The following is an 18,529-nucleotide window of genomic DNA, read 5'->3' as shown; positions in this document are numbered from 1 at the left end:
TCGACGGGGGCCGCCGAAGAAGGCTCCGCCAGCAGGACGGGGCGATCGACGGACGTTTCCAGCATCACGCGGTCTCCGGGTCGCAGCAGGGGGCGGTCGAACGGTAAGACCAATGATGGGGATGATGTGATGAGGCTGTTTTCGTCTGTACTTCTGTGTTCCGCCAGCCTGGCAGGTCTTTCGACCCCCGCCCTTGCGCAGGATGCGGACACGTCCGCCGAGGAAGCAGTCGCGGGCAATGTCATCATCGTCCAGGCCCGCCGCCGTGATGAGGCGGTGCAGGATGTTCCGGCAGTCATCGACACGGTGACGGCGGACGACGTGGCCAAGCTCAACATCCGTGACTTCAAGGAAGTCTCCACCCTCGTCCCCGGGCTCCAGCTGACGACCGAGGCCAACGGCGTCGGCGGCGGCGGTCGTCTGCGCGGCGTCAACTTCGACGTCTCGGCCAGCGGCACCAATCCCACGGTGGAATTCTACTTCAACGACGCGCCGATCACCGCAGGCGTGATCCTGCAGCAGATGTACGACATCGGCCAGATCGAAGTGCAGCGCGGGCCGCAGGGTACGCTGCGCGGACGTGCCGCACCTTCGGGCTCGATCACCATCGGCGCCAAGAAGCCCGACCTCTACTCGGTGGGCGGCTTCACCGACATGACCGCCAATGACATCGGCACGATCAACTTCAAGGGCGGCTTCAACCTGCCGATCATCGAGGGCATCGCCGCCATCCGCGTCGCCGGTGTCTGGGACGAGAACGAGGCCGACCGCGTCCGCCCGATCACTTCGGCGCGCGATCCGTTCCAGCGCACCAAGAGCGGCCGCATCTCCGCCATCGTGCAGCCGACCGACTGGCTCAAGTTCGAGGGCATGTATCAGAAGATGGACCGCAAGGCCCGTCTCTACGATCAGGTCGCGTCCTTCAGCGAGGTGAACCCCGATGCCGCCGCTAGCCCGGTCTACATCGACAGTTCGGACCGCCGCTCGATCATGGAATCCGCGCGCCCGATCCATCAGATCTACGACATCTACAACTGGCGCGCCGAGGCCTCCGGCTTTGGACAGGTGCTGATCTATCAGGGCCAGCACTATACCCAGAAGATCACCGGCATCGAGGTGATGGACGAGGCCAACTTCTTCCCCGGCTCGGTCGAACAGGACACCTATTCGTCGCCCAAGGCGACCTCGCATGAAATTCGCCTGCAGAACGATGCGCGCATTGCCGACATCTTCGACTATGTCGTCGGCTTCTTCGACTACAAGAACGACAACCCGACGACCCTCAACCGTCCGACCATCCTGGGCTACCCGACAAGCGCTACGACCGGTGCCATCTTCGGCATCGTCAACACCGCGATCCAGCGCACCAACACCAGCCACGAGCAGTCGTTCTTCGGCAACCTGACCGCGCATCTGGGCGAGGGCACCGAAGTTTCCGGCGGCGTGCGCCACATCTCCTACACCTCGCAGAACGGCCTGTTCATCAACGGCGCCTCGACCGCCACGACCGGGCAGGATGCGAAGAAGTGGATCTACTCCGCTTCGGTGAAGCACAACTTCTCGCCGGACTTCATGGTCTATGCGAGCACCGGCAGTTCCTGGCGTCCCGGCATCAATGTGGTCGGCGATTTCAGCCAGCGCATGTCGGAACTGGAGGAGAGCTTCGTCAACCTGCCGCCGGAAAGCTCCAAATCCTATGAACTGGGCTTCAAGAGCACGCTGCTGGGTGGCCGCATGCGCCTGAACGCGACGGCCTATCACCAGAAGTTCAAGAACTATCCGTACCGCACCGGCGGGCGGGGGGTCTACTTCGTGGACTACACCAATCCGGCCAACCCGGTGGTGACCCAGTTCAACTTCGTCGGCGCCGTCCCGGTCGAGGTCAACGGCATCGAGGGCGACGTCTCGATCGACGTGATGGACGGCTGGAACCTCGGTCTCGTCGCCAGCTACTCGATCGGCAAGATCAAGAGCGGCACGGTTCCGTGCAACGACCTCAACGGCGACGGCGTGCCGGATGTCATCACGTCCGCTCCTTCGCTGCCGGTTCTGCAGGCCGCTGTCGGCAGTGACAACATCTCGGCTTGCCAGGTCAACCAGCGTTCCGGCTTCCAGGCGCCGTTCAGCGCAACGCTGACCAGCGAATACAGCTTCGCGGTGAGCGACCACGTTGATGCCTACGTGCGCGGCCTGTTCAACTTCTTCGGCAATTCGCGTGTCGATCCGGTGAACATCTACGACAATCTGGGCTCCTACGGTCTGGTCAATGTCTTCACCGGCATCCGCGATGCAAAGGGAGCTTGGGAAGTATCGCTCTTCGCCAAGAACCTGTTCGACACCACCAAGACGCTGACCCGGACCGACCCGCTGTTCACGTCCTACCGCAACATTCTTGCGGGCGGCGCGGCGACCACCTTCACCAGCACTTACAACGGCGTGACAACTACCGCGCCGCGTGAGTTCGGTATCAACGTCCGCTACGCCTTCGGTAGCCGCTGAGACGCCAAGGACTTCGTCATTGCGAGCCGCGAAGCGGAGAAGCAACCCAAGGCAGCTTTACGTTGCTCTGGGTTGCCGCAATGACGAGGTGGGGCGGACTTTCGCTAATTCGCCGTTTCCCCCGCCAATAGAGCGGGCAATCGGCGGCGCAGCAGCGCCACGAACAGGCTGACCTTGGGGGAGAGGTGCTTGAGGCGCGGATAGACGGCCCAGATCGGCTCGTCGTCCGGACATTCTCCGGCGAGCACTTCCTCCAGCCGGCCATCGGCGATCGCCGAGGCCGTGTAGAATGCAGGCAACTGGCACACGCCCATGCCCTCCAGCGCCGCTTCCAGCACCATCGTTCCGTTGTTGCAGCGCCAGCGGCCTTCCGGGCGGAAGGTCTCGCCACGCTGGAAGTGCCAGAACGCCGCCGAGCCGACGAGGCAGTCGTGCTCCTTCAACTCGGCGATGCGTTGCGGTCTCCCGCGCGCAGCAAGATAGGCGGGCGCGGCGACGGTGACCATCGCGCGTGATGCCACCCGCGTCGCGACAAGTCGCGAGTCCTCCAGATGCCCGGTGCGGATAGCGATGTCGTAGCCGTCGCGGATCAGATCGACGACGTCGTTGTCGAGGTCGCAGGCGATCGCGAGTTCGGGATGCTCGCGCGCATATTCGCGCAGGACCGGGCCGATGAACCGCTCCCCCAATGTGTACGAGCAGGTGATCCGCAGGTTGCCGCGCGGACTGCCCTGCGCGGCAACGGCGGCGATCGCGTCCTCGCGCTCGGAGATCAGGCGGCTGCCGGTCTCGTAGAAGATGCGGCCCGCTTCGGTCAGTCCCAGCGATCGGGTAGTGCGATGGAACAACTGGCTGCCCAGCTTCGCCTCCAGCCGGGAAACGGCGCGGCTCATGTGCGTGACCGAAGCGCCGAAGCTGCGTGCGGCGGCGGTGAAACTGCCGGTCCGCGCCACCGTCACGAATTCCTCGATGCCGTCCCATGCTCCAATCACGATTTTTCCCACTCGGTTATAATGCTTTTCCCAAGAACCCCATTAACGACAATCCGGCAAGGCGCTAGAACCCCCGGCGAAAAGGAGACACCCCGCATGAAGACCCGCGCCGCCGTTGCCTTCGAGGCGAAGAAGCCGCTCGAAATCGTCGAAGTGGACCTGGAAGGGCCGAAGGAAGGCGAAGTCCTGGTCGAGATCATGGCGACCGGCATCTGCCACACCGACGCCTATACGCTCGACGGCTTCGACAGCGAGGGCATCTTCCCCTCGATCCTCGGCCATGAAGGCGCCGGGATCGTGCGCGCGGTGGGGCCGGGCGTCACCAGCGTGAAGCAGGACGACCATGTGATCCCGCTCTACACGCCGGAATGCCGCCAGTGTAAGTCGTGCCTCTCGGGCAAGACCAACCTGTGCACCGCGATCCGCGCCACGCAGGGGAAGGGCCTTATGCCCGACGGCACCAGCCGGTTCAGCTACAAGGGCCAGCAGATCTCTCACTACATGGGCTGCTCGACCTTCTCGAACTTCACCGTCCTGCCCGAAATCGCCGTGGCGAAGATCCGCGAGGACGCGCCGTTCCAGTCCTCATGCTACATCGGCTGCGGCGTCACTACGGGCGTCGGTGCCGTGATCAATACCGCCAAGGTGCAGGTGGGCGACAACGTCGTCATCTTCGGCCTTGGCGGCATCGGCCTCAACGTGATCCAGGGCGCGCGTCTCGCGGGCGCCAACAGGATCATCGGCGTCGACATCAACCCCGATCGCGAAGAGTGGGGCCGCCGCTTCGGCATGACCGACTTCCTCAATACGAAGGGCATGAGCCGCGAGGACATCGTCGCCAGGATCGTGCTGATGACCGATGGCGGCGCCGACTACACCTTCGATGCCACCGGCAATACCGAAGTGATGCGCACCGCTCTGGAAGCCTGCCATCGCGGCTGGGGCACCTCGATTATCATCGGCGTGGCGGAAGCGGGCAAGGAAATCGCGACGCGCCCGTTCCAGCTGGTCACCGGCCGAAACTGGCGCGGCACTGCGTTCGGCGGCGCCAAGGGCCGTACTGACGTGCCCAAGATCGTCGACATGTACATGGCCGGCAAGATCGAGATCGATCCGATGATAACTCACGTCATGGGCCTTGAAGAAATCAACACCGCCTTTGATCTGATGCACGCGGGCGAATCCATTCGCTCGGTCGTGGTCTTCTGAAGAGGGAAATTTCGATGTTCACGCATATCATGGTCGGCGCCAATGACGTCCCGGCCGCCAAGACCTTCTACGATGCCGTTCTCGGCGCGCTCGGCCATGGCGAGGGCAATCTGATCGGCGAAGGGCATGGCGTCGGATACGCCACGCCCGGCGGCTTCTTTGCGGCGGTGACCCCGCGTGACGGCAATGCCCCGACGTTCGCCAACGGCGGCACGATAGGCTTTGCCGCACCCGGCCCCGAGGCGGTCGACGCCGCTCATGCTGCAGGTCTTGCTGCAGGCGGAACCTGTGAGGGCACACCTGGCCCGCGCGAAATGTTCCCCGGCGCCTACGGCGCATACCTGCGCGATCCGACCGGCAACAAGCTCTGCCTCTGGCAGGCACCGAAGGCCTGACGCGATGAGCCTGGAGACGATTTCCACCAACCGCAGCCACGGCGGCACGCAAGGCGTCTATCGCCATGACAGCGCCGAGACGGGAACGCCGATGACGTTCTCCGTCTTCGTGCCCGACCATGGGCCGGGCGCGAAACTGCCGGTGTTATGGTATCTCTCCGGGCTCACCTGCACGCACGCGAACGTCACCGAAAAAGGTGAGTTTCGTGCAGCATGCGCGCAGCATGGCGTGATCTTCGTCGCGCCGGACACGAGCCCGCGCGGCGACGATGTGCCTGACGACGAAGGCTACGACTTCGGCAAGGGCGCGGGCTTCTACGTCGATGCGACCCGCGATCCCTGGGCGCAGCATTTCCGCATGCGCTCCTATATCGAGGCTGAATTGCCCGCGCTTGTTGCGCAGCATTTCCCGGCCGACATGGCGCGTCAGGGTATCACCGGGCACTCGATGGGTGGTCATGGTGCGCTGACGGTCGCGCTGCGCAATCCCGATCGCTTCCGCTCGGTCAGCGCCTTCTCGCCGATCGTCTCGCCGCTGAACTGTGCTTGGGGTGAAAAGGCGCTGACAGGCTACCTCGGCGAAAACCGGGCCGACTGGCGCGCGTATGATGCCTGCGCCTTGATCGAGGACGGCGCGCGCGTTCCGGCGCTGCTGGTCGATCAGGGAACGGCGGACGGCTTCCTCGAAGAGCAGTTGCGCACGCCGCTGCTTGCCGCAGCATGCGAGAAGGCAGGTCAGCCCGCGACGATCCGCATGCAGGAGGGGTACGACCACTCGTACTACTTCATCTCCACGTTCATGCCTGAGCACGTCGCGTGGCATGCGGAGCGTCTTCGCGGCTGACCGCTCAGCCGAACGCGCGCTTTTCGTAGACGGTGGCGATCGTGCTGCCGTCCCAGACGTAGCACAAGTGGCGTTCCTGCCGGCAGTTGGAGAGCAGCCGCGGCCGGAACACCGCCGCGCATTCGCCGCCCGCGTGGCGGACACTGGCATAGACGATGCCGTCGGATCCGCCTTCGCGCAGGGCTACCGCGAAGGCTTGCGATGCACCGTAGTGGTCGGGATGGTAGACTGCCGCGAGGTCCATCCGGTGTTCGCGTATGTCGTGCATGCGTGCGTCCAGATCTACGGCATAGACGCGCATGTCGAGTTCCTGCGGAGCCTCGGCGGTAAAGGTCATGAAGCGGGCGCGGTGATAACAGGTCTCCGCGACGGCGGTATCGATCGAGCGCGCGGCGTAGAAAACGCCGAAGGAGCCGTCGGTGAACCGGTCGCCTTTCGGACTGAGATGCGTGAAGGCCGCCATGATCGGTGTCGTGCCTGGCCCGGAAACACGATCTTCAGGGGAGACCAGCGCCAGTTGGCCGGTTTCCTCGCGCAAGCGGTCGTTCGTCATCGCTTCGAGCGCGAAGACCGCTTCGAGATCCGCCGGATCGGCGACCTTGTCGAATACCGAAACCGGCGGGAACCGGCTCGGCACGATGCGATAGCACGGTGTCCAGCGCAGCGCGGTGACCGCAACGTCCATGGCTGTTCGCGGCCCCGTCAGCCGCGCTGGGCATCGACGTATTGCCGCACCACGTAAAGGTCCGCGACGTTGCCCGAAGTCATCCTGTCGAGCGCGGACCGGCCATTGAATACCGGCGCGGCATTGGGTTTGCGGACCCAGTCGTCGGCTGTGCGCGGCAGCAGGATCTGCAGGCCCTTGTAGATACCCAGGACATAGGAAATCCGCTCCAGGGCATCCTTGGGGATGGCAGCAACGGCACCGCGTTTCCACGACTGGAACGTCGATCGGCTATCCAGCCCAAGCAGGCGCATCTGTTCGTTCTCCTTGAGGCCCCAGGCATCGGAGATGCGAAAGAACGTGCGCAGGGCCGGACCGGTCAGATCCTTCCGGTTCGGTTCGCGGGATTGAACAGCAGTAGCCATGCGCATGATATGTGCGAAATCTGATCAAATTTCAATGGATGATCATAATTCGTCATGTGCGCGGCGACCGCGATTTACGCCGCCGTCGTCGCCGAACGGCTCAGCGTCCCGTAAGGATGACCGGCGCGATCTGGCGGCTGGCCACTTCGCGCAGGACGAAGCTGCTGCGAATTCGTCTGACGTGGGGCAGCACTGAAAGCTCCTTGCGGTAGATCATGTCGTAGTCTTCCAGTGACTGCACGTTGAGGATCATCAGGAAATCGGTGTCGCCGGTCACGAAGGCGCAGAACTGCATCGACGGACTTTCCAGAACCGCGTTTTCGAAGTCCTGCAGCACGGATTCCGCCTGCGAAACCAGCTCGATCGAAACCATCACCAGCGTACCGTAGCCCAGCGAACGGACGTTGAGGTTGGCGGAGTAGTGCGTGATATAGCCCGCTTCCTCGAGGATCTTGCGGCGGCGGGCGACCGCGGTGCTCGACAGATGGACTTTCTCGCCCAGCCACACATCCGATGCGCGCCCATCGGAGACAAGGGCGCGCATCAGGCGGAGGTCGGTGTCGTCGAGTTCGTGCTGCGCAGGCTTGCCGCGCGCAGCATCCAGCCAGTGCAGTTTCCCGGACTGCATATCCATCTTGTTGAGCGCCCCTTTTCTCAATTTCGAAACCATAGTGCCGATTGTCCTTTGGATTTCAAACAAAAGGGCGTGGGTGGGGGCGTTATTCCGACAGAATGTTGTCGAACCAGCCGGTGTCGCCGCCGATGGGCATTCCGGCGGGGATCGGCGGACGCGGGCGGCTGGTCTTGCCGATCTCGGCGGCGAGGCGCGTGGGATCGCGCAGCAGCGCGGCCATCGAGACCTGCCACAGCGCGTCTTCGGTGCCGCCTTTTGCCTTGCCGAACGTGGCGGCCGTCTCCTTGAGATAGCCGTCGAGCAGGGCCGCGACGTCGGCTGGTGTGTCGGCATCCTGCCGCGCGGCGGCGATGGCCAGCAGCGTCGCCTGCGAAATCCGGCGGGTTACCGCATCGCCATGTGCGGCTACTACCGGCGACAGCTTGTCCAGAAGAATGCCGACGCCGGGCTGGCCCGCGTCGTAGCCGTGCTGGATGTGCAGGCGGGTCAGGCGCGCGGGCGCAAGCAGGCTGTCGAGCGTGACTTGCGCGGCGACCTGCGCGGCGACGAGCGGGTCGAACACCGCCGCCCCCGCGCCGCGCATCACTTCGGGCACGGCCTCGGCGTCGGGGCGGGCGCTGCTGCCGCTCGACAGCATCATCGCCAGCGATGCGGGCACCGTCAGGACGCTGGGCGAAAGCGTGCCGACAAGCGCGTCGATCGCTTCCAGCTGCTGCGCGGCGGGGACCGGAGAGGGTGCGCCGCGCCCGTCGCCGACGACGGCGTATTCGTAGTTCACGCCGCCCACCAGCTTGCCGGTCGCATCGATCGAATAGCGGTGGAACAGCCAGATCGGCACGAACTTGCGGCGCAGGTTGGACAGCGGCTCGCCCGAAAGAAGCACGCCGGGGCCGAAGTTCGCCAGCGCGATGCGGCGCACCTCCATCGTGTGAGCAAGGTCGGCGGGGGTATCGTCGCCCTCGGTCCACATGTTGACGCCGGGCACCGCGAGGTCGGGCGCGCGGCCGTCGACGTCGGTGCCGAAGATCAGCCCTGCCTTGTGGATCGCATCGGCCTTGGCGGCGGCTTCCGCATCGCCGTCCACGCCGGGGGCGGGCTGGCCGTAGAGCCAGTCGACGGTGAACTTGTCCCACTTGCCGATGCCGGTGGCGTAGGCGTCGCCAAGGTCCAGCTTGCCCCCGCTTATGGTCACTTTGGGTGCCGGGTAGTCCATCACCGAGGCGCGGTCCTGCAGGCTGGCCTTGAAGTTGTGGACGAAGCCGATCGCGTGGCCGACCTCGTGCGCGCCGAGCTGGCTGATGCGGGCGAGCGCGGCGCGGACCGGGTCGTTCGGGCCGCCGGTGTTATTCTGTGTGGTGCCGACGAGGCCCTCGAAGATCGTGATGTCCTGCCGGACGCGCAGCGCGCCCAGCACGACCACGCCCTTGACGATCTCTCCGGTGCGCGGGTCGATCACGCCGCCGCCGTAGGACCAGCTGCGGTTCTGGCGGTCGGTCCAGTTGACCACGTTGTAGCGCACGTCCTGCGGATCAACGCCGGGGGGCAGGATCTCGACCTTGAAGGCATCGACGAAGCCCGCCGCGTCGAAGGCGTCGGCCCACCATCGCACGCCGTCGGCCAGCGCGGTGCGGATCGGATCGGGCGCGGCGCTGTCGATGTAGAAGATGATCGGCTTCTTGACCGGCGAGCGCGCTGCGGACGGATCGGTCTTCTCCAGCCGGAAGCGGTTGGAATATTCGACCAGCATCGGCGTGCCTAGCGGCGTGCCGAAGTCATAGGCCTGCGTGGCGTGGCTGCCCGACCGGATGTCGAACTTGCGCGGCACGAAGCCGGGCTCGGGCAGCGCGATCAGCGAGGAATGGACGGTGACGCTGACCGCGCGGCCATCGGGAGCCAGCGTATCGAGTTCGCGGCCCGCACTGTCGGCGGTGAAGGTCTGGACCGTTTCGAGTTCGACGTTCTTCGGGAACACCTTCACCGAGGCGGGATCGAGCGCGCTGAGCTTTTCCGACAGCTTGTAGCCCTTGGCGCTTTCGCTGATCGCGCCGGCCAGGTCCATCGCGTCGGTCATCAGCAGCGGCGTGAGGTCCACCGTGACGCCGCCCCCGTTCATGTTGGCAGCCTCGCTCACCACGTCGAGCATGGCAACGGTGCTGAACGGGAAGCTGGCCTTCGCGCCCATCTGCACGCCCGCATCGCCGCTGGCGCGGAAGCGCGGGTTCTCGAACACCACGGCCACCTTGCCGCCCATGCGATGGAAAGCGAGCACCTTGGTATCGCCCTGCATGCCCCGGTCGATGCGGATCGCGGCGGAGCCGAGGCCGGTCTTGATCGCCTGCGTGAACAGGTAGCGGCCCGAAGTGCCGTCGGCGGCGGGGGCGGGCAGGGTGAACAGCACTTTGCCCTTGGCGGCATCGACCTGCACCGGCAGCAGGGAACCGTCAGCGGTGGAAGCGATCGCAACCGGTGTGGCCCACGCGGACGAGGCGCCTGCACAGGCTACGACAGCGCAACCGGCGACGAGGAAAGGCTTCATGCGGGCGACGAAAGACATCGTGAGTATTCCCCCTGTGGAGCTGGTGGCGAGAGCGTGAACCCCTCATCTCGCCGTTGCAGCAAAGCCTAGCGCAAACCTCGCGCAGCTTCCCCGAACTTATCGGGGCGGAATGGCGCGTCGTTGATGGAATCCTGCGTTGAGGATCAAAAAGCCGCGAAAATCATGCGCAAGCGCTCGTCCACTTGCACAAGTCGCCTACCGCATCCGCGATGCTGCGCTGCATTTCGCGAATCACGGCGCGATCGGGTTAGGGAAAATGCGCGGGTTCCGGAGCATCCGCACCAATCTTGCGCGGATCGCGATATTAACGCTGAAATCCATCAAGCGATCGGCAAAATAGCCGCAACTTTATTGGGATCATTCGCCCCCTTCCGGATAGTATCGACGGCATCAGGCAGCGATCCGGATCGGGGGCAAACCGAAATCCAAGACGGACGCTGCCGGATGATGGGGTTCCCGCAAGGGTAGGCGGGAACGGGGAATACGGGTTTTTCATCAAGCGCTTTGCCGGCGGCACCGCGAGGGCGGTGAGCACATCCGTGTGCCTGGAGGAACCGCGTCCATTCCCCGTCCATCGGGATGAGGGCGCCTGTGGCGAGAGATTCGGTCACAGGGAGTTTTTCGCGATGCGCAATGCAAACACGGCCTTGGGCCAGACCTCGCAAAGTCGGGGCATGATGGAAAGCTTTTCAGCGCGTTCGGTCCGTGCCCTGCTTCTGGCAGGCGCGGCAGTGCCGCTGTTCCTGGCCGCCCCGGCCATGGCGCAAGGCGCGCCGACGCCTGCGGACGAGGAGCCGGTCAACGACATCGTCGTCACGGGTTCGCGCATCGTCGGCGACGGCTACAGCGCGCCCACTCCCGTCGCGGTGCTGGGCGAAGCGGACATCGCCGCGCAGGCGCCCGCGAACATCTCCGACTTCGTGAACCAGATGCCTGCCATCGCCGGTTCGGGCACTTCGGGCACGGCATCAGGCGGGCTTTCGAACGCGGGTGCGGGCATCAACTCGATCGGCCTGCGCGGGCTGGGCGTCGGCCGTACGCTGGTGCTGGTGGACGGGCAGCGCTCGGTCGCCTCGACCGTGGGCGGCACCGTGGACATCAACACCATCCCGCAGGATCTGGTGAAGCGTGTGGAAGTCATCACCGGCGGCGCCTCGGCCGCTTACGGGTCGGATGCGGTGGGCGGCGTCGTCAACTTCATCCTCGACACCGGGTACAAGGGCTTCAAGATCGGCGCCGACACCGGCATCTCGACCTATGGCGACGCCTTCAACTACCGCTTCACCGGCACCGCAGGCTTCTCGCTGCTGGACGACCGGCTGCACCTGCTCACCAACGTCTCGTACTTCAAGCAGGACCGCGAGGAAGGCATCCGCCGTGACTGGAACGACAGCGGCTACTTCCAGATCAACAACCCGGCCTACACCGCCACCAACGGCGAGCCGCAGCGGCTGGTCGGCAGCGGAATCGGCCCGGCGGGGTACACGGAGGGCGGCCTCATCACCAGCGGCCCGCTGCGCGGCACCTACTTCCTTGGCGAAGGGCAGACCGGGCAGCTCAATTACGGCACCGTCTCCAGCCCATGGATGATCGGCGGCGACTGGCAGACCACTCTCGCCGGCCATGTCGGCACCAATACGCTGGTCCCGCTGGACGAGCGGCTTAGCGCCTTCCAGCGCATCGGTTTCGAGATCACGCCCGAAATCGAGATTTTTGGCCAGTTCTCCTACAACCGCTCGGTCAGCGCATCCTCGTACCAGCAGACGCCCAGCACCGGCGTGAGCATCGCGGCAGATAACGCTTACCTGCTCAGCCAGTACCCGACGGTCGCCGCGCAGATGGCGGCGCAGGGGCTGTCCTCGATCACGGTCGGCACCTCCAACGCCGGTTTCCCGATCCCGGGAAGCAATATCAAGCGGCAGGTCTATCGCGGCGTCGTCGGCGCCAAGGGGACCGTCGAGATGTTCGGCAAGCCTTTCAGCTGGGACGTGTACTATCAGAAGGGCGTCACCAAGGCGCGTGAGGAACTGACCAACACCTGGATGAATGCGCGCATGGCGCTGGCGCAGGATGCGGTGTTCGACGCCTCGGGCAACATCGTGTGCCGCTCCACCCTGACCGATCCGACCAACGGTTGCGTTCCCATCGACCGGCTCGGCACCAACGGGCCGTCGCAGGAGGCTCTCGATTACATCTATAACGACGGCTACCAGCCGCTTCGTCGCCAGACCATCAAGCAGGACGTCGCCGCCGCGACGATTTCGGGCAAGGCTTTCGCGCTGCCCGCCGGCGACATCGCCTTCGCCACCGGCGTCGAATGGCGGCGCGAGCAGATCAACGGTTCGGTCGATCCGGTGTTCAACTCGGGCTGGCTCTACGGCAACTTCCGGGTCAACCAGGGCAAGTACCACGTTGCCGAAGGTTTCCTCGAAGTCGACGTGCCGGTCTTTGACGGGATGAACATCAACGCCGCCGCGCGCGGGACGCATTATTCGACCTCGGGCTGGGTCGGCACCTGGAAGGTGGGTGCCAACTGGCAGGCGATCGACTCCCTGCGTTTCCGGGGTACGCTGAGCCATGACATTCGCGCGCCCAATCTTGACGAACTGTTCGCGGCGGGCACCGCGCGCACCAACTCGGTGATCATCCCCGACGGCGCCAACGCTCCGCAGACCGGCTCGCTGCAGTTCGTGCAGAACGCCTTCGGCAACCGTGCGCTGAAGCCCGAAGTGGCTGACAGCTGGACGCTGGGCGCCGTTTTCGAACCCAGCTTCCTGCCGGGTGTCTCGCTCTCGTTCGATTACTACCAGATCAAGATCAAGGACGCGATCGGCTCGATCACAGCGCAGCAGACCGTGGACCTGTGCTATGAGCAGGGCATCTCCTCGTACTGCCCCAACATCAACTTCGTGAACGGGCAGCTGAGCACGATCGACCTCACCCCGATCAATTTCGCCCGCCAGCAGACCAAGGGCTTCGACATCGAGGCGAGCTACACCGCGCAAGTCGGCCCCGGCACCCTGCGGCTGCACGGACAGGCCACGCACTATATCGAGAACGTGGTCGACGACGGCATCAGCTTCCCGATCGACTATGCGGGCGTTCTGGCTGGCGGCACATATGCTTCGCCCGACTGGGTCTACCGCGTCAGCGCGTTCTACGACATCGATCCGGTCAGCCTGAACCTGGTGGCGCGTGGCTTCACGGACGGCGTCTACGGCAACGACTGGATCGAATGCGACGGCGACTGCCCGACCAGCACTGCACAATACCGCACGATCAACGACAACTCGATCAAGGGCGCGGTCTATTTCGACGCCTCGGTCGACTTCAAGTTCCCGGCGATGGGCGGGGGCATGGGCCACCTGACCTTCATCGTGAACAACCTGCTGAACAAGGACCCGGTGCTCGTCGGCAATGGTCCGGACGGCAACAACGTCCCCGCCTACGCCCAGACCAACCGCAGCCGCTACGACGTGATCGGCCGCACCTTCCGCGTCTCGGCGAAGGTCGAGTTCTGATCGCGATGCAGCCTTACCACTCCCCGTCGTCCCTGCGCAGGCAGGGACCCATCCCGACCTGGCCGCCTCGCGGGAAGCAAGGTGTCGTGGCGATGGACCTGATGGGCCCCTGCCTGCGCAGGGGCGACGGGAAACACTTCAAGCTGATTGTGAGCCCCCTTTCAGAGAGGATCATTGTATCATGAACACGTTCAAACGCGCTGCGCTCGCCGCTGCTCTCGCCACCACCGTGATGATGACCGCCCCTGCTCATGCCGCCGCGCCGCAGGCGCTCAAGGACGAGGTCGCCAAAGAGGTCGAGGCGCAGCGCAAGCAGATTCAGGTCATGGTCGACCAGATCTTCAGCTATGCCGAGCCGGGCTTCCAGGAAGTCAGGACCAGCGCGTACTTGACCGGCATCCTTGAAAAGAACGGCTTCACGGTGACGCGCGGGGTGGCGGGCATCCCCACCGCCTTCACCGCCACCTGGGGCAAGGGCGGCCCGAAGATCGCGCTGGGCAGCGACATCGACGACGTGCTCGGCGTCTCGCAGACCCCCGGCCTGCCGTACCTCAAGCCCATCGTCGAAGGCGCGCCGGGGCATGGCGAGGGGCATAACTCGGGCATGCCGTTGATGGTCGCCGCAGCCATCGCGGTGAAGAAGGTGATGACCAAGCACGGCCTCGAAGGGCGCCTGATGCTGTGGCCGGGCGTCGCCGAGGAACTGCTGGCGACCAAGGCCTATTTCGTGCGCGCCGGGCTGTTCAAGGACGTCGACGCCTCGATCTTCACCCACGTCAGCTCCGACTTCTCGACCGGCTACGGCGAGATGGGCGGCAACGGCATGGTCTCGGTCGAATACAGCTTCAAGGGCAAGACCGCGCACTCGGCGGGCATGCCGTGGGAGGGGCGCAGCGCGCTCGACGCGGTGGAGATCATGGACGTCGCGTGGAACTTCCGGCGTGAGCACCTGCCGCTGACGCAGCGCTCGCACATGATCATCACCAACGGCGGCGGCCAGCCCAACGTGGTGCCGGACAAGGCCAGCATCTGGTACTTCTTCCGCGAGCGGACTTTCGCCGACATCCGCAAACTCTATGAGACCGGCAACGACATCGCCAAGGCCGCCGCGCTCGCCACCGGCACCACGGTGAGCCAGCAGACGCTGGGCTACGCCGCGCCCAACTTCGGCAACAAGCCGCTGGCCGAAGCCGCCTATGCCAACATCAAGGCGGTCGGCATGCCGCAGTGGAGCGCCGACGACCAGGCCTTCGCCAAGGCCGCGCAGACCTTCAACGACCGCAAGATCGAGCCGCTGAAGTCGGAAGTCGCCGAACTCTCGACGCCCGAGAACCGCAAGCCCTCCACCGGCGGCGGTTCGGACGACATCGGCGACATCATGTGGGCGGTGCCGACGATCACCATCCGCTTCCCGTCGAACATTCCCAACATGATCGGCCACAATTCCACCTCGGCCTTCGCGATGGCGACCCCGATCGCGCACAAGGGCGTCGAGGCCGGTGCCAAGGCCGTGGCGATGACCGTGCTGGATATCCTCACGACACCGCAGCTGGTCACCGACGCCAAGACCTACTTCACCGACGTGCAGCTGAAGACCGATACCTATGCGCCGGTGCTGACCGACAAGGACGTGCCCGCGATCTGGCTCAACGAGCGCAACATGCAGCTCTATCGCCCGATGATGGAGAAGTACTACTACAACCCGGCGAAGTACCCGACTTACCTCGACCAGCTGGGGATCAAGTACCCCACCCTGACGAAGCCGGCGGAGTAAGCGGGATGCGGAAAAAGGCATTGCTCGCCGCCGCGCTTGCTGCGGCCTCGCTCATTCCCGGAGCCGCACAGGCGGCCGCGGACCCCGCGCTCAAGCAGGAGGTCGCCGCCGCCGTCGAGGTGCAGCGCAAGCAGATCCAGGTCATGGTGGATGAGATCTATTCGTTCGCCGAACCCGGCTTTCAGGAAGTGAAGACCAGCGAATACCTTGCGGGTATTCTGGAGAAGAACGGCTTCACCGTGGTACGCGGCGTGGCGGGCGTGCCCACCGCGTTCACCGCGACATGGGGCACCGGCGGGCCGAAGATCGCGCTGGGCAGCGACATCGACGGGCTGCTCGGCGTCTCGCAGGTGCCGGGCGTGGCGGAGGTCAAGCCGCTCACCGAAGGCGCGCCGGGGCATGGCGAGGGCCATAACTCGGGCATGCCGCTGATGGTCGCCGCCGCACTTGCCGCCAAGCAGGTGATGACGAAGCACGGGTTGCAGGGCCGCCTGATGCTGTGGCCCGGCGTCGCCGAGGAACTGCTGGCGACCAAGGCGTATTATGTGCGTGCGGGAATGTTCAAGGACGTCGACGCCTCGATCTTCGCGCACGTCAACACCGGCTTCGGCACCGGCTGGGGTGATCTTGGCCTCACCGGCATGATCTCCGTCGAGTACGAGTGGAAGGGCAAGACCGCCCACTCGGCGGGTATGCCGTGGGAGGGCCGCAGCGCGCTCGACGGCGTGGAACTGATGGACATCATGTGGAACTTCCGGCGCGAGCACCTGCCGCTGACGCAGCGTTCGCACGACGTCATCACCAATGGCGGCGGCCAGCCCAACGTGGTGCCCGACAAGGCGAGCAGCTGGTACTACTTCCGCGACAAGGACTTCGCCTCTCTGCGCAATCTCTACGAAGTGGGCAACCAGATCTCCGAGGCCTCGGCGCTGGCGACGGGCACCACGGTCAGCCGCAAGGTGCTGGGCTTCGCCGCGCCGAACTACGGCAACAAGCCGCTGGCCAAGGCGCTCTACGCCAATATCGAGACGGTGGGCGTGCCGCAGTGGTCCGCCGCCGATCAGGCCTTCGCAAAGGCGGTGCAGGTGAAGAACCACCTCAAGGTCGCGCCGCTGCCCGACAAGGTGGCGCCGCTTTCTACCCCGGACTTGCGCGGCGATGCCAGCTTCGGCGGCTCGGACGACATCGGCGACGTGATGTGGACAGTGCCGACGGTCACCATCGGCTATCCGGCGAACATCCCGAACGTGATCTTCCACCACGCCACCGCCGCGATGGCGATGGCGACGCCGATCGCGCACAAGGGCACCGTCGTCGGCGCCAAGGCGGTGGCGATGACGATCCTCGATCTCGTCACCACGCCGCAGATCATCGCCGAGGCCAAGACCTGGATGAAGGACGTCCAGCTCAAGGATCAGAAGTACGATCCCCTGATTGCCGCCACCGACATGCCCGCGATCGACCGCAATGCCCGCACCATGGCGCAGATCCGCCCAGCGATGCAGGGCCAGTATTACGATCCGAAGAAGTACGATTCCTACCTCCAGCAACTGGGCATCGATTACGAGGCTTCGGGTCGCGAAACCTCCGGCGCGGGCAGCTAGCCCCCCAGCGCGCCAACCGGCCGGGGTCATGAACACCCTGACAAGAGCAAACTGCCCCGGCCGGTTCTTTTCTTTCCGACACCCTCCCTCCCACGAAGGGAACTGCAGATGGCACGCATCATCGTCATCGGCGCCGGCATCACCGGCGTCACGGCCGCCTACGCCCTGCTTTCGCGCGGGCATGAGGTCACCTTGGTCGAGCGGCACCGCTACCCGGCCATGGAGACATCCTTCGCCAATGGCGGGCAGCTTTCGGCCAGCAATGCCGAAGTGTGGAATTCGATGGCGACAATCGCCAAGGGCCTGCGCTGGCTGCTGCGCCCCGACGCGCCGCTGCTGTTCAACCCGCGTCCTTCGCTGCACAAGTATTCGTGGATGGCGCAGTTCGTCGGCGCGATCGGCAGGCATCATGCCAACACGGTGGAGACTACCCGCCTCGCCATCGCCGCGCGCCGCCACCTGTTCGATATTGCGGAGCGCGAGGGCATAGATTTCGACCTCTCGCGCTGCGGCATCCTCCATTTCTATCGCAACGCCGAGACGTTCGAGGCGGCCCGGCGCGGCAACGTGCTGCTGCGCGAAGGCGGGCTGGAGCGCGAGGAAGTCTCGCCCGCCGACATCGCCCGCATCGAACCGACGCTCAGGGGCGATTTCTGCGGCGGCTTCTTCACCCCATCCGATTCCACGGGGGACATTCACAAGTTCACCACCGGTCTCGCCCGCGCCTGCGCCCGCCTCGGCGCGCGGTTCGTGCTGGGCGGCGAGGTGGACGACATAGCGCTTCGGCCCGACGGTGTGTCGGTCCGGCTGCAGGCGGCGGGCGGCCTTGGGGAAGGATCCGATACCGGCCGCCTGCAGGACTTTTCGACCGATGATCTCGGTGCGGAACTGGTGGTGGAGGGCGACATGGTGATGGTCTGCGCCGGGGTCGCCAGCCGCGCGCTGGCGGCGAAGCTGGGGGACCGGGTCAACATCTACCCGGTCAAGGGCTACTCGATCACCGTCATGCTGAACGATGACGAGAGCCGCGCCGCAGCGCCCGAAGTCAGCCTGCTGGACGAGGACGCCAAGATCGTCACCAGCCGCCTCGGCGCCGATCGCTTCCGGGTGGCGGGCACGGCGGAGTTCAACGGCTTCAACCGCGACATCCGCGCCGATCGCATCCGCCCGCTGGTCGATTGGAGCGAGCGGCACTTTCCCGGCATGTGCACCCGCCAGGTGGTGCCGTGGGCAGGGCTGAGGCCGATGACGCCGACGATGATGCCCTTCGTCGGTCGCGGTAAGCATCCGCGCGTGTTCTACAACACCGGCCACGGCCACCTCGGCTGGACGCTGGCGGCGATCACCGCCGAACTCGTCGCGCAGATGATCCCGATGGACGGGGCCGAACAGCGCCGCAGCGCCTGAGGCG

Annotated in this window: 13 protein-coding genes; 8 read left to right on the top strand and 5 right to left on the bottom strand. The window is 65.2% G+C overall.

Annotated features, from left to right (window positions below):
* Nucleotides 1–129: 129 nt before the first annotated feature.
* Nucleotides 130–2,499 (top strand): TonB-dependent receptor, encoded by a 2,370-nt coding sequence (locus ACODRZ_RS20670; protein ID WP_488970156.1) that lies wholly within the window; start codon nucleotides 130–132, stop codon nucleotides 2,497–2,499.
* A gap of 104 nt (nucleotides 2,500–2,603) precedes the next feature.
* Here the strand turns inward: ACODRZ_RS20670 and ACODRZ_RS20665 are convergent, their stop codons facing one another.
* Nucleotides 2,604–3,491, bottom strand: a complete 888-nt coding sequence (locus tag ACODRZ_RS20665; protein ID WP_488970157.1) for a LysR family transcriptional regulator — start codon at nucleotides 3,489–3,491, stop codon at nucleotides 2,604–2,606.
* 96 nt (nucleotides 3,492–3,587) lie between these two features.
* Here ACODRZ_RS20665 and ACODRZ_RS20660 point away from each other — a divergent pair, with 96 nt between their 5' ends.
* From ACODRZ_RS20660 to fghA, 3 genes are read left to right on the top strand one after another with little or no spacing between them, the layout of a single operon-like run.
* Nucleotides 3,588–4,700, top strand: coding sequence for an S-(hydroxymethyl)glutathione dehydrogenase/class III alcohol dehydrogenase (locus ACODRZ_RS20660; protein WP_488970158.1), 1,113 nt, complete (start codon nucleotides 3,588–3,590; stop codon nucleotides 4,698–4,700).
* 14 nt (nucleotides 4,701–4,714) lie between these two features.
* A complete protein-coding gene (locus ACODRZ_RS20655; protein ID WP_488970159.1) occupies nucleotides 4,715–5,095 on the top strand; it encodes a VOC family protein in 381 nt (126 codons plus the stop codon).
* A gap of 4 nt (nucleotides 5,096–5,099) precedes the next feature.
* Nucleotides 5,100–5,939, top strand: coding sequence for an S-formylglutathione hydrolase (fghA, locus tag ACODRZ_RS20650; RefSeq protein ID WP_488970160.1), 840 nt, complete (start codon nucleotides 5,100–5,102; stop codon nucleotides 5,937–5,939).
* 4 nt (nucleotides 5,940–5,943) lie between these two features.
* Here the strand turns inward: fghA and ACODRZ_RS20645 are convergent, their stop codons facing one another.
* The 4 genes from ACODRZ_RS20645 to ACODRZ_RS20630 all read right to left on the bottom strand — a co-directional run bounded on the left by ACODRZ_RS20645 (nucleotide 5,944) and on the right by ACODRZ_RS20630 (nucleotide 10,216).
* A complete protein-coding gene (locus tag ACODRZ_RS20645) occupies nucleotides 5,944–6,624 on the bottom strand; it encodes an RES family NAD+ phosphorylase (protein WP_488970161.1) in 681 nt (226 codons plus the stop codon).
* 17 nt (nucleotides 6,625–6,641) lie between these two features.
* Entirely contained in the window at nucleotides 6,642–7,028 is a 387-nt protein-coding gene (locus tag ACODRZ_RS20640; RefSeq protein ID WP_488970162.1) for an MbcA/ParS/Xre antitoxin family protein, read from the bottom strand.
* A gap of 100 nt (nucleotides 7,029–7,128) precedes the next feature.
* Nucleotides 7,129–7,698 (bottom strand): Lrp/AsnC family transcriptional regulator, encoded by a 570-nt coding sequence (locus ACODRZ_RS20635; RefSeq protein ID WP_488970163.1) that lies wholly within the window; start codon nucleotides 7,696–7,698, stop codon nucleotides 7,129–7,131.
* 49 nt (nucleotides 7,699–7,747) lie between these two features.
* On the bottom strand, nucleotides 7,748–10,216 hold the full coding sequence (locus ACODRZ_RS20630) for a zinc-dependent metalloprotease (protein WP_488970164.1): 2,469 nt from the start codon (nucleotides 10,214–10,216) through the stop codon (nucleotides 7,748–7,750).
* 680 nt (nucleotides 10,217–10,896) lie between these two features.
* On the opposite strand from ACODRZ_RS20630, the gene ACODRZ_RS20625 reads away from it, so the two are divergent.
* The 4 genes from ACODRZ_RS20625 to ACODRZ_RS20610 all read left to right on the top strand — a co-directional run bounded on the left by ACODRZ_RS20625 (nucleotide 10,897) and on the right by ACODRZ_RS20610 (nucleotide 18,525).
* The gene (locus ACODRZ_RS20625; RefSeq protein ID WP_488970190.1) at nucleotides 10,897–13,740 is read left to right on the top strand and encodes a TonB-dependent receptor plug domain-containing protein; all 2,844 of its coding nucleotides are present in this window, start codon (nucleotides 10,897–10,899) and stop codon (nucleotides 13,738–13,740) included.
* A gap of 181 nt (nucleotides 13,741–13,921) precedes the next feature.
* Nucleotides 13,922–15,514 (top strand): amidohydrolase, encoded by a 1,593-nt coding sequence (locus tag ACODRZ_RS20620; RefSeq protein ID WP_488970165.1) that lies wholly within the window; start codon nucleotides 13,922–13,924, stop codon nucleotides 15,512–15,514.
* Nucleotides 15,515–15,519: 5 nt separating this feature from the next.
* A complete protein-coding gene (locus ACODRZ_RS20615) occupies nucleotides 15,520–17,118 on the top strand; it encodes a peptidase dimerization domain-containing protein (protein ID WP_488970166.1) in 1,599 nt (532 codons plus the stop codon).
* Nucleotides 17,119–17,226: 108 nt separating this feature from the next.
* Nucleotides 17,227–18,525: a D-amino acid dehydrogenase gene (locus tag ACODRZ_RS20610; protein ID WP_488970167.1), complete on the top strand. Its 1,299-nt coding sequence runs from the start codon at nucleotides 17,227–17,229 to the stop codon at nucleotides 18,523–18,525.
* Nucleotides 18,526–18,529: the final 4 nt, after the last annotated feature.

Source organism: Novosphingobium sp. FG90, assembly GCF_057808725.1.
This window is presented reverse-complemented; position numbering and strand designations above follow the sequence as displayed.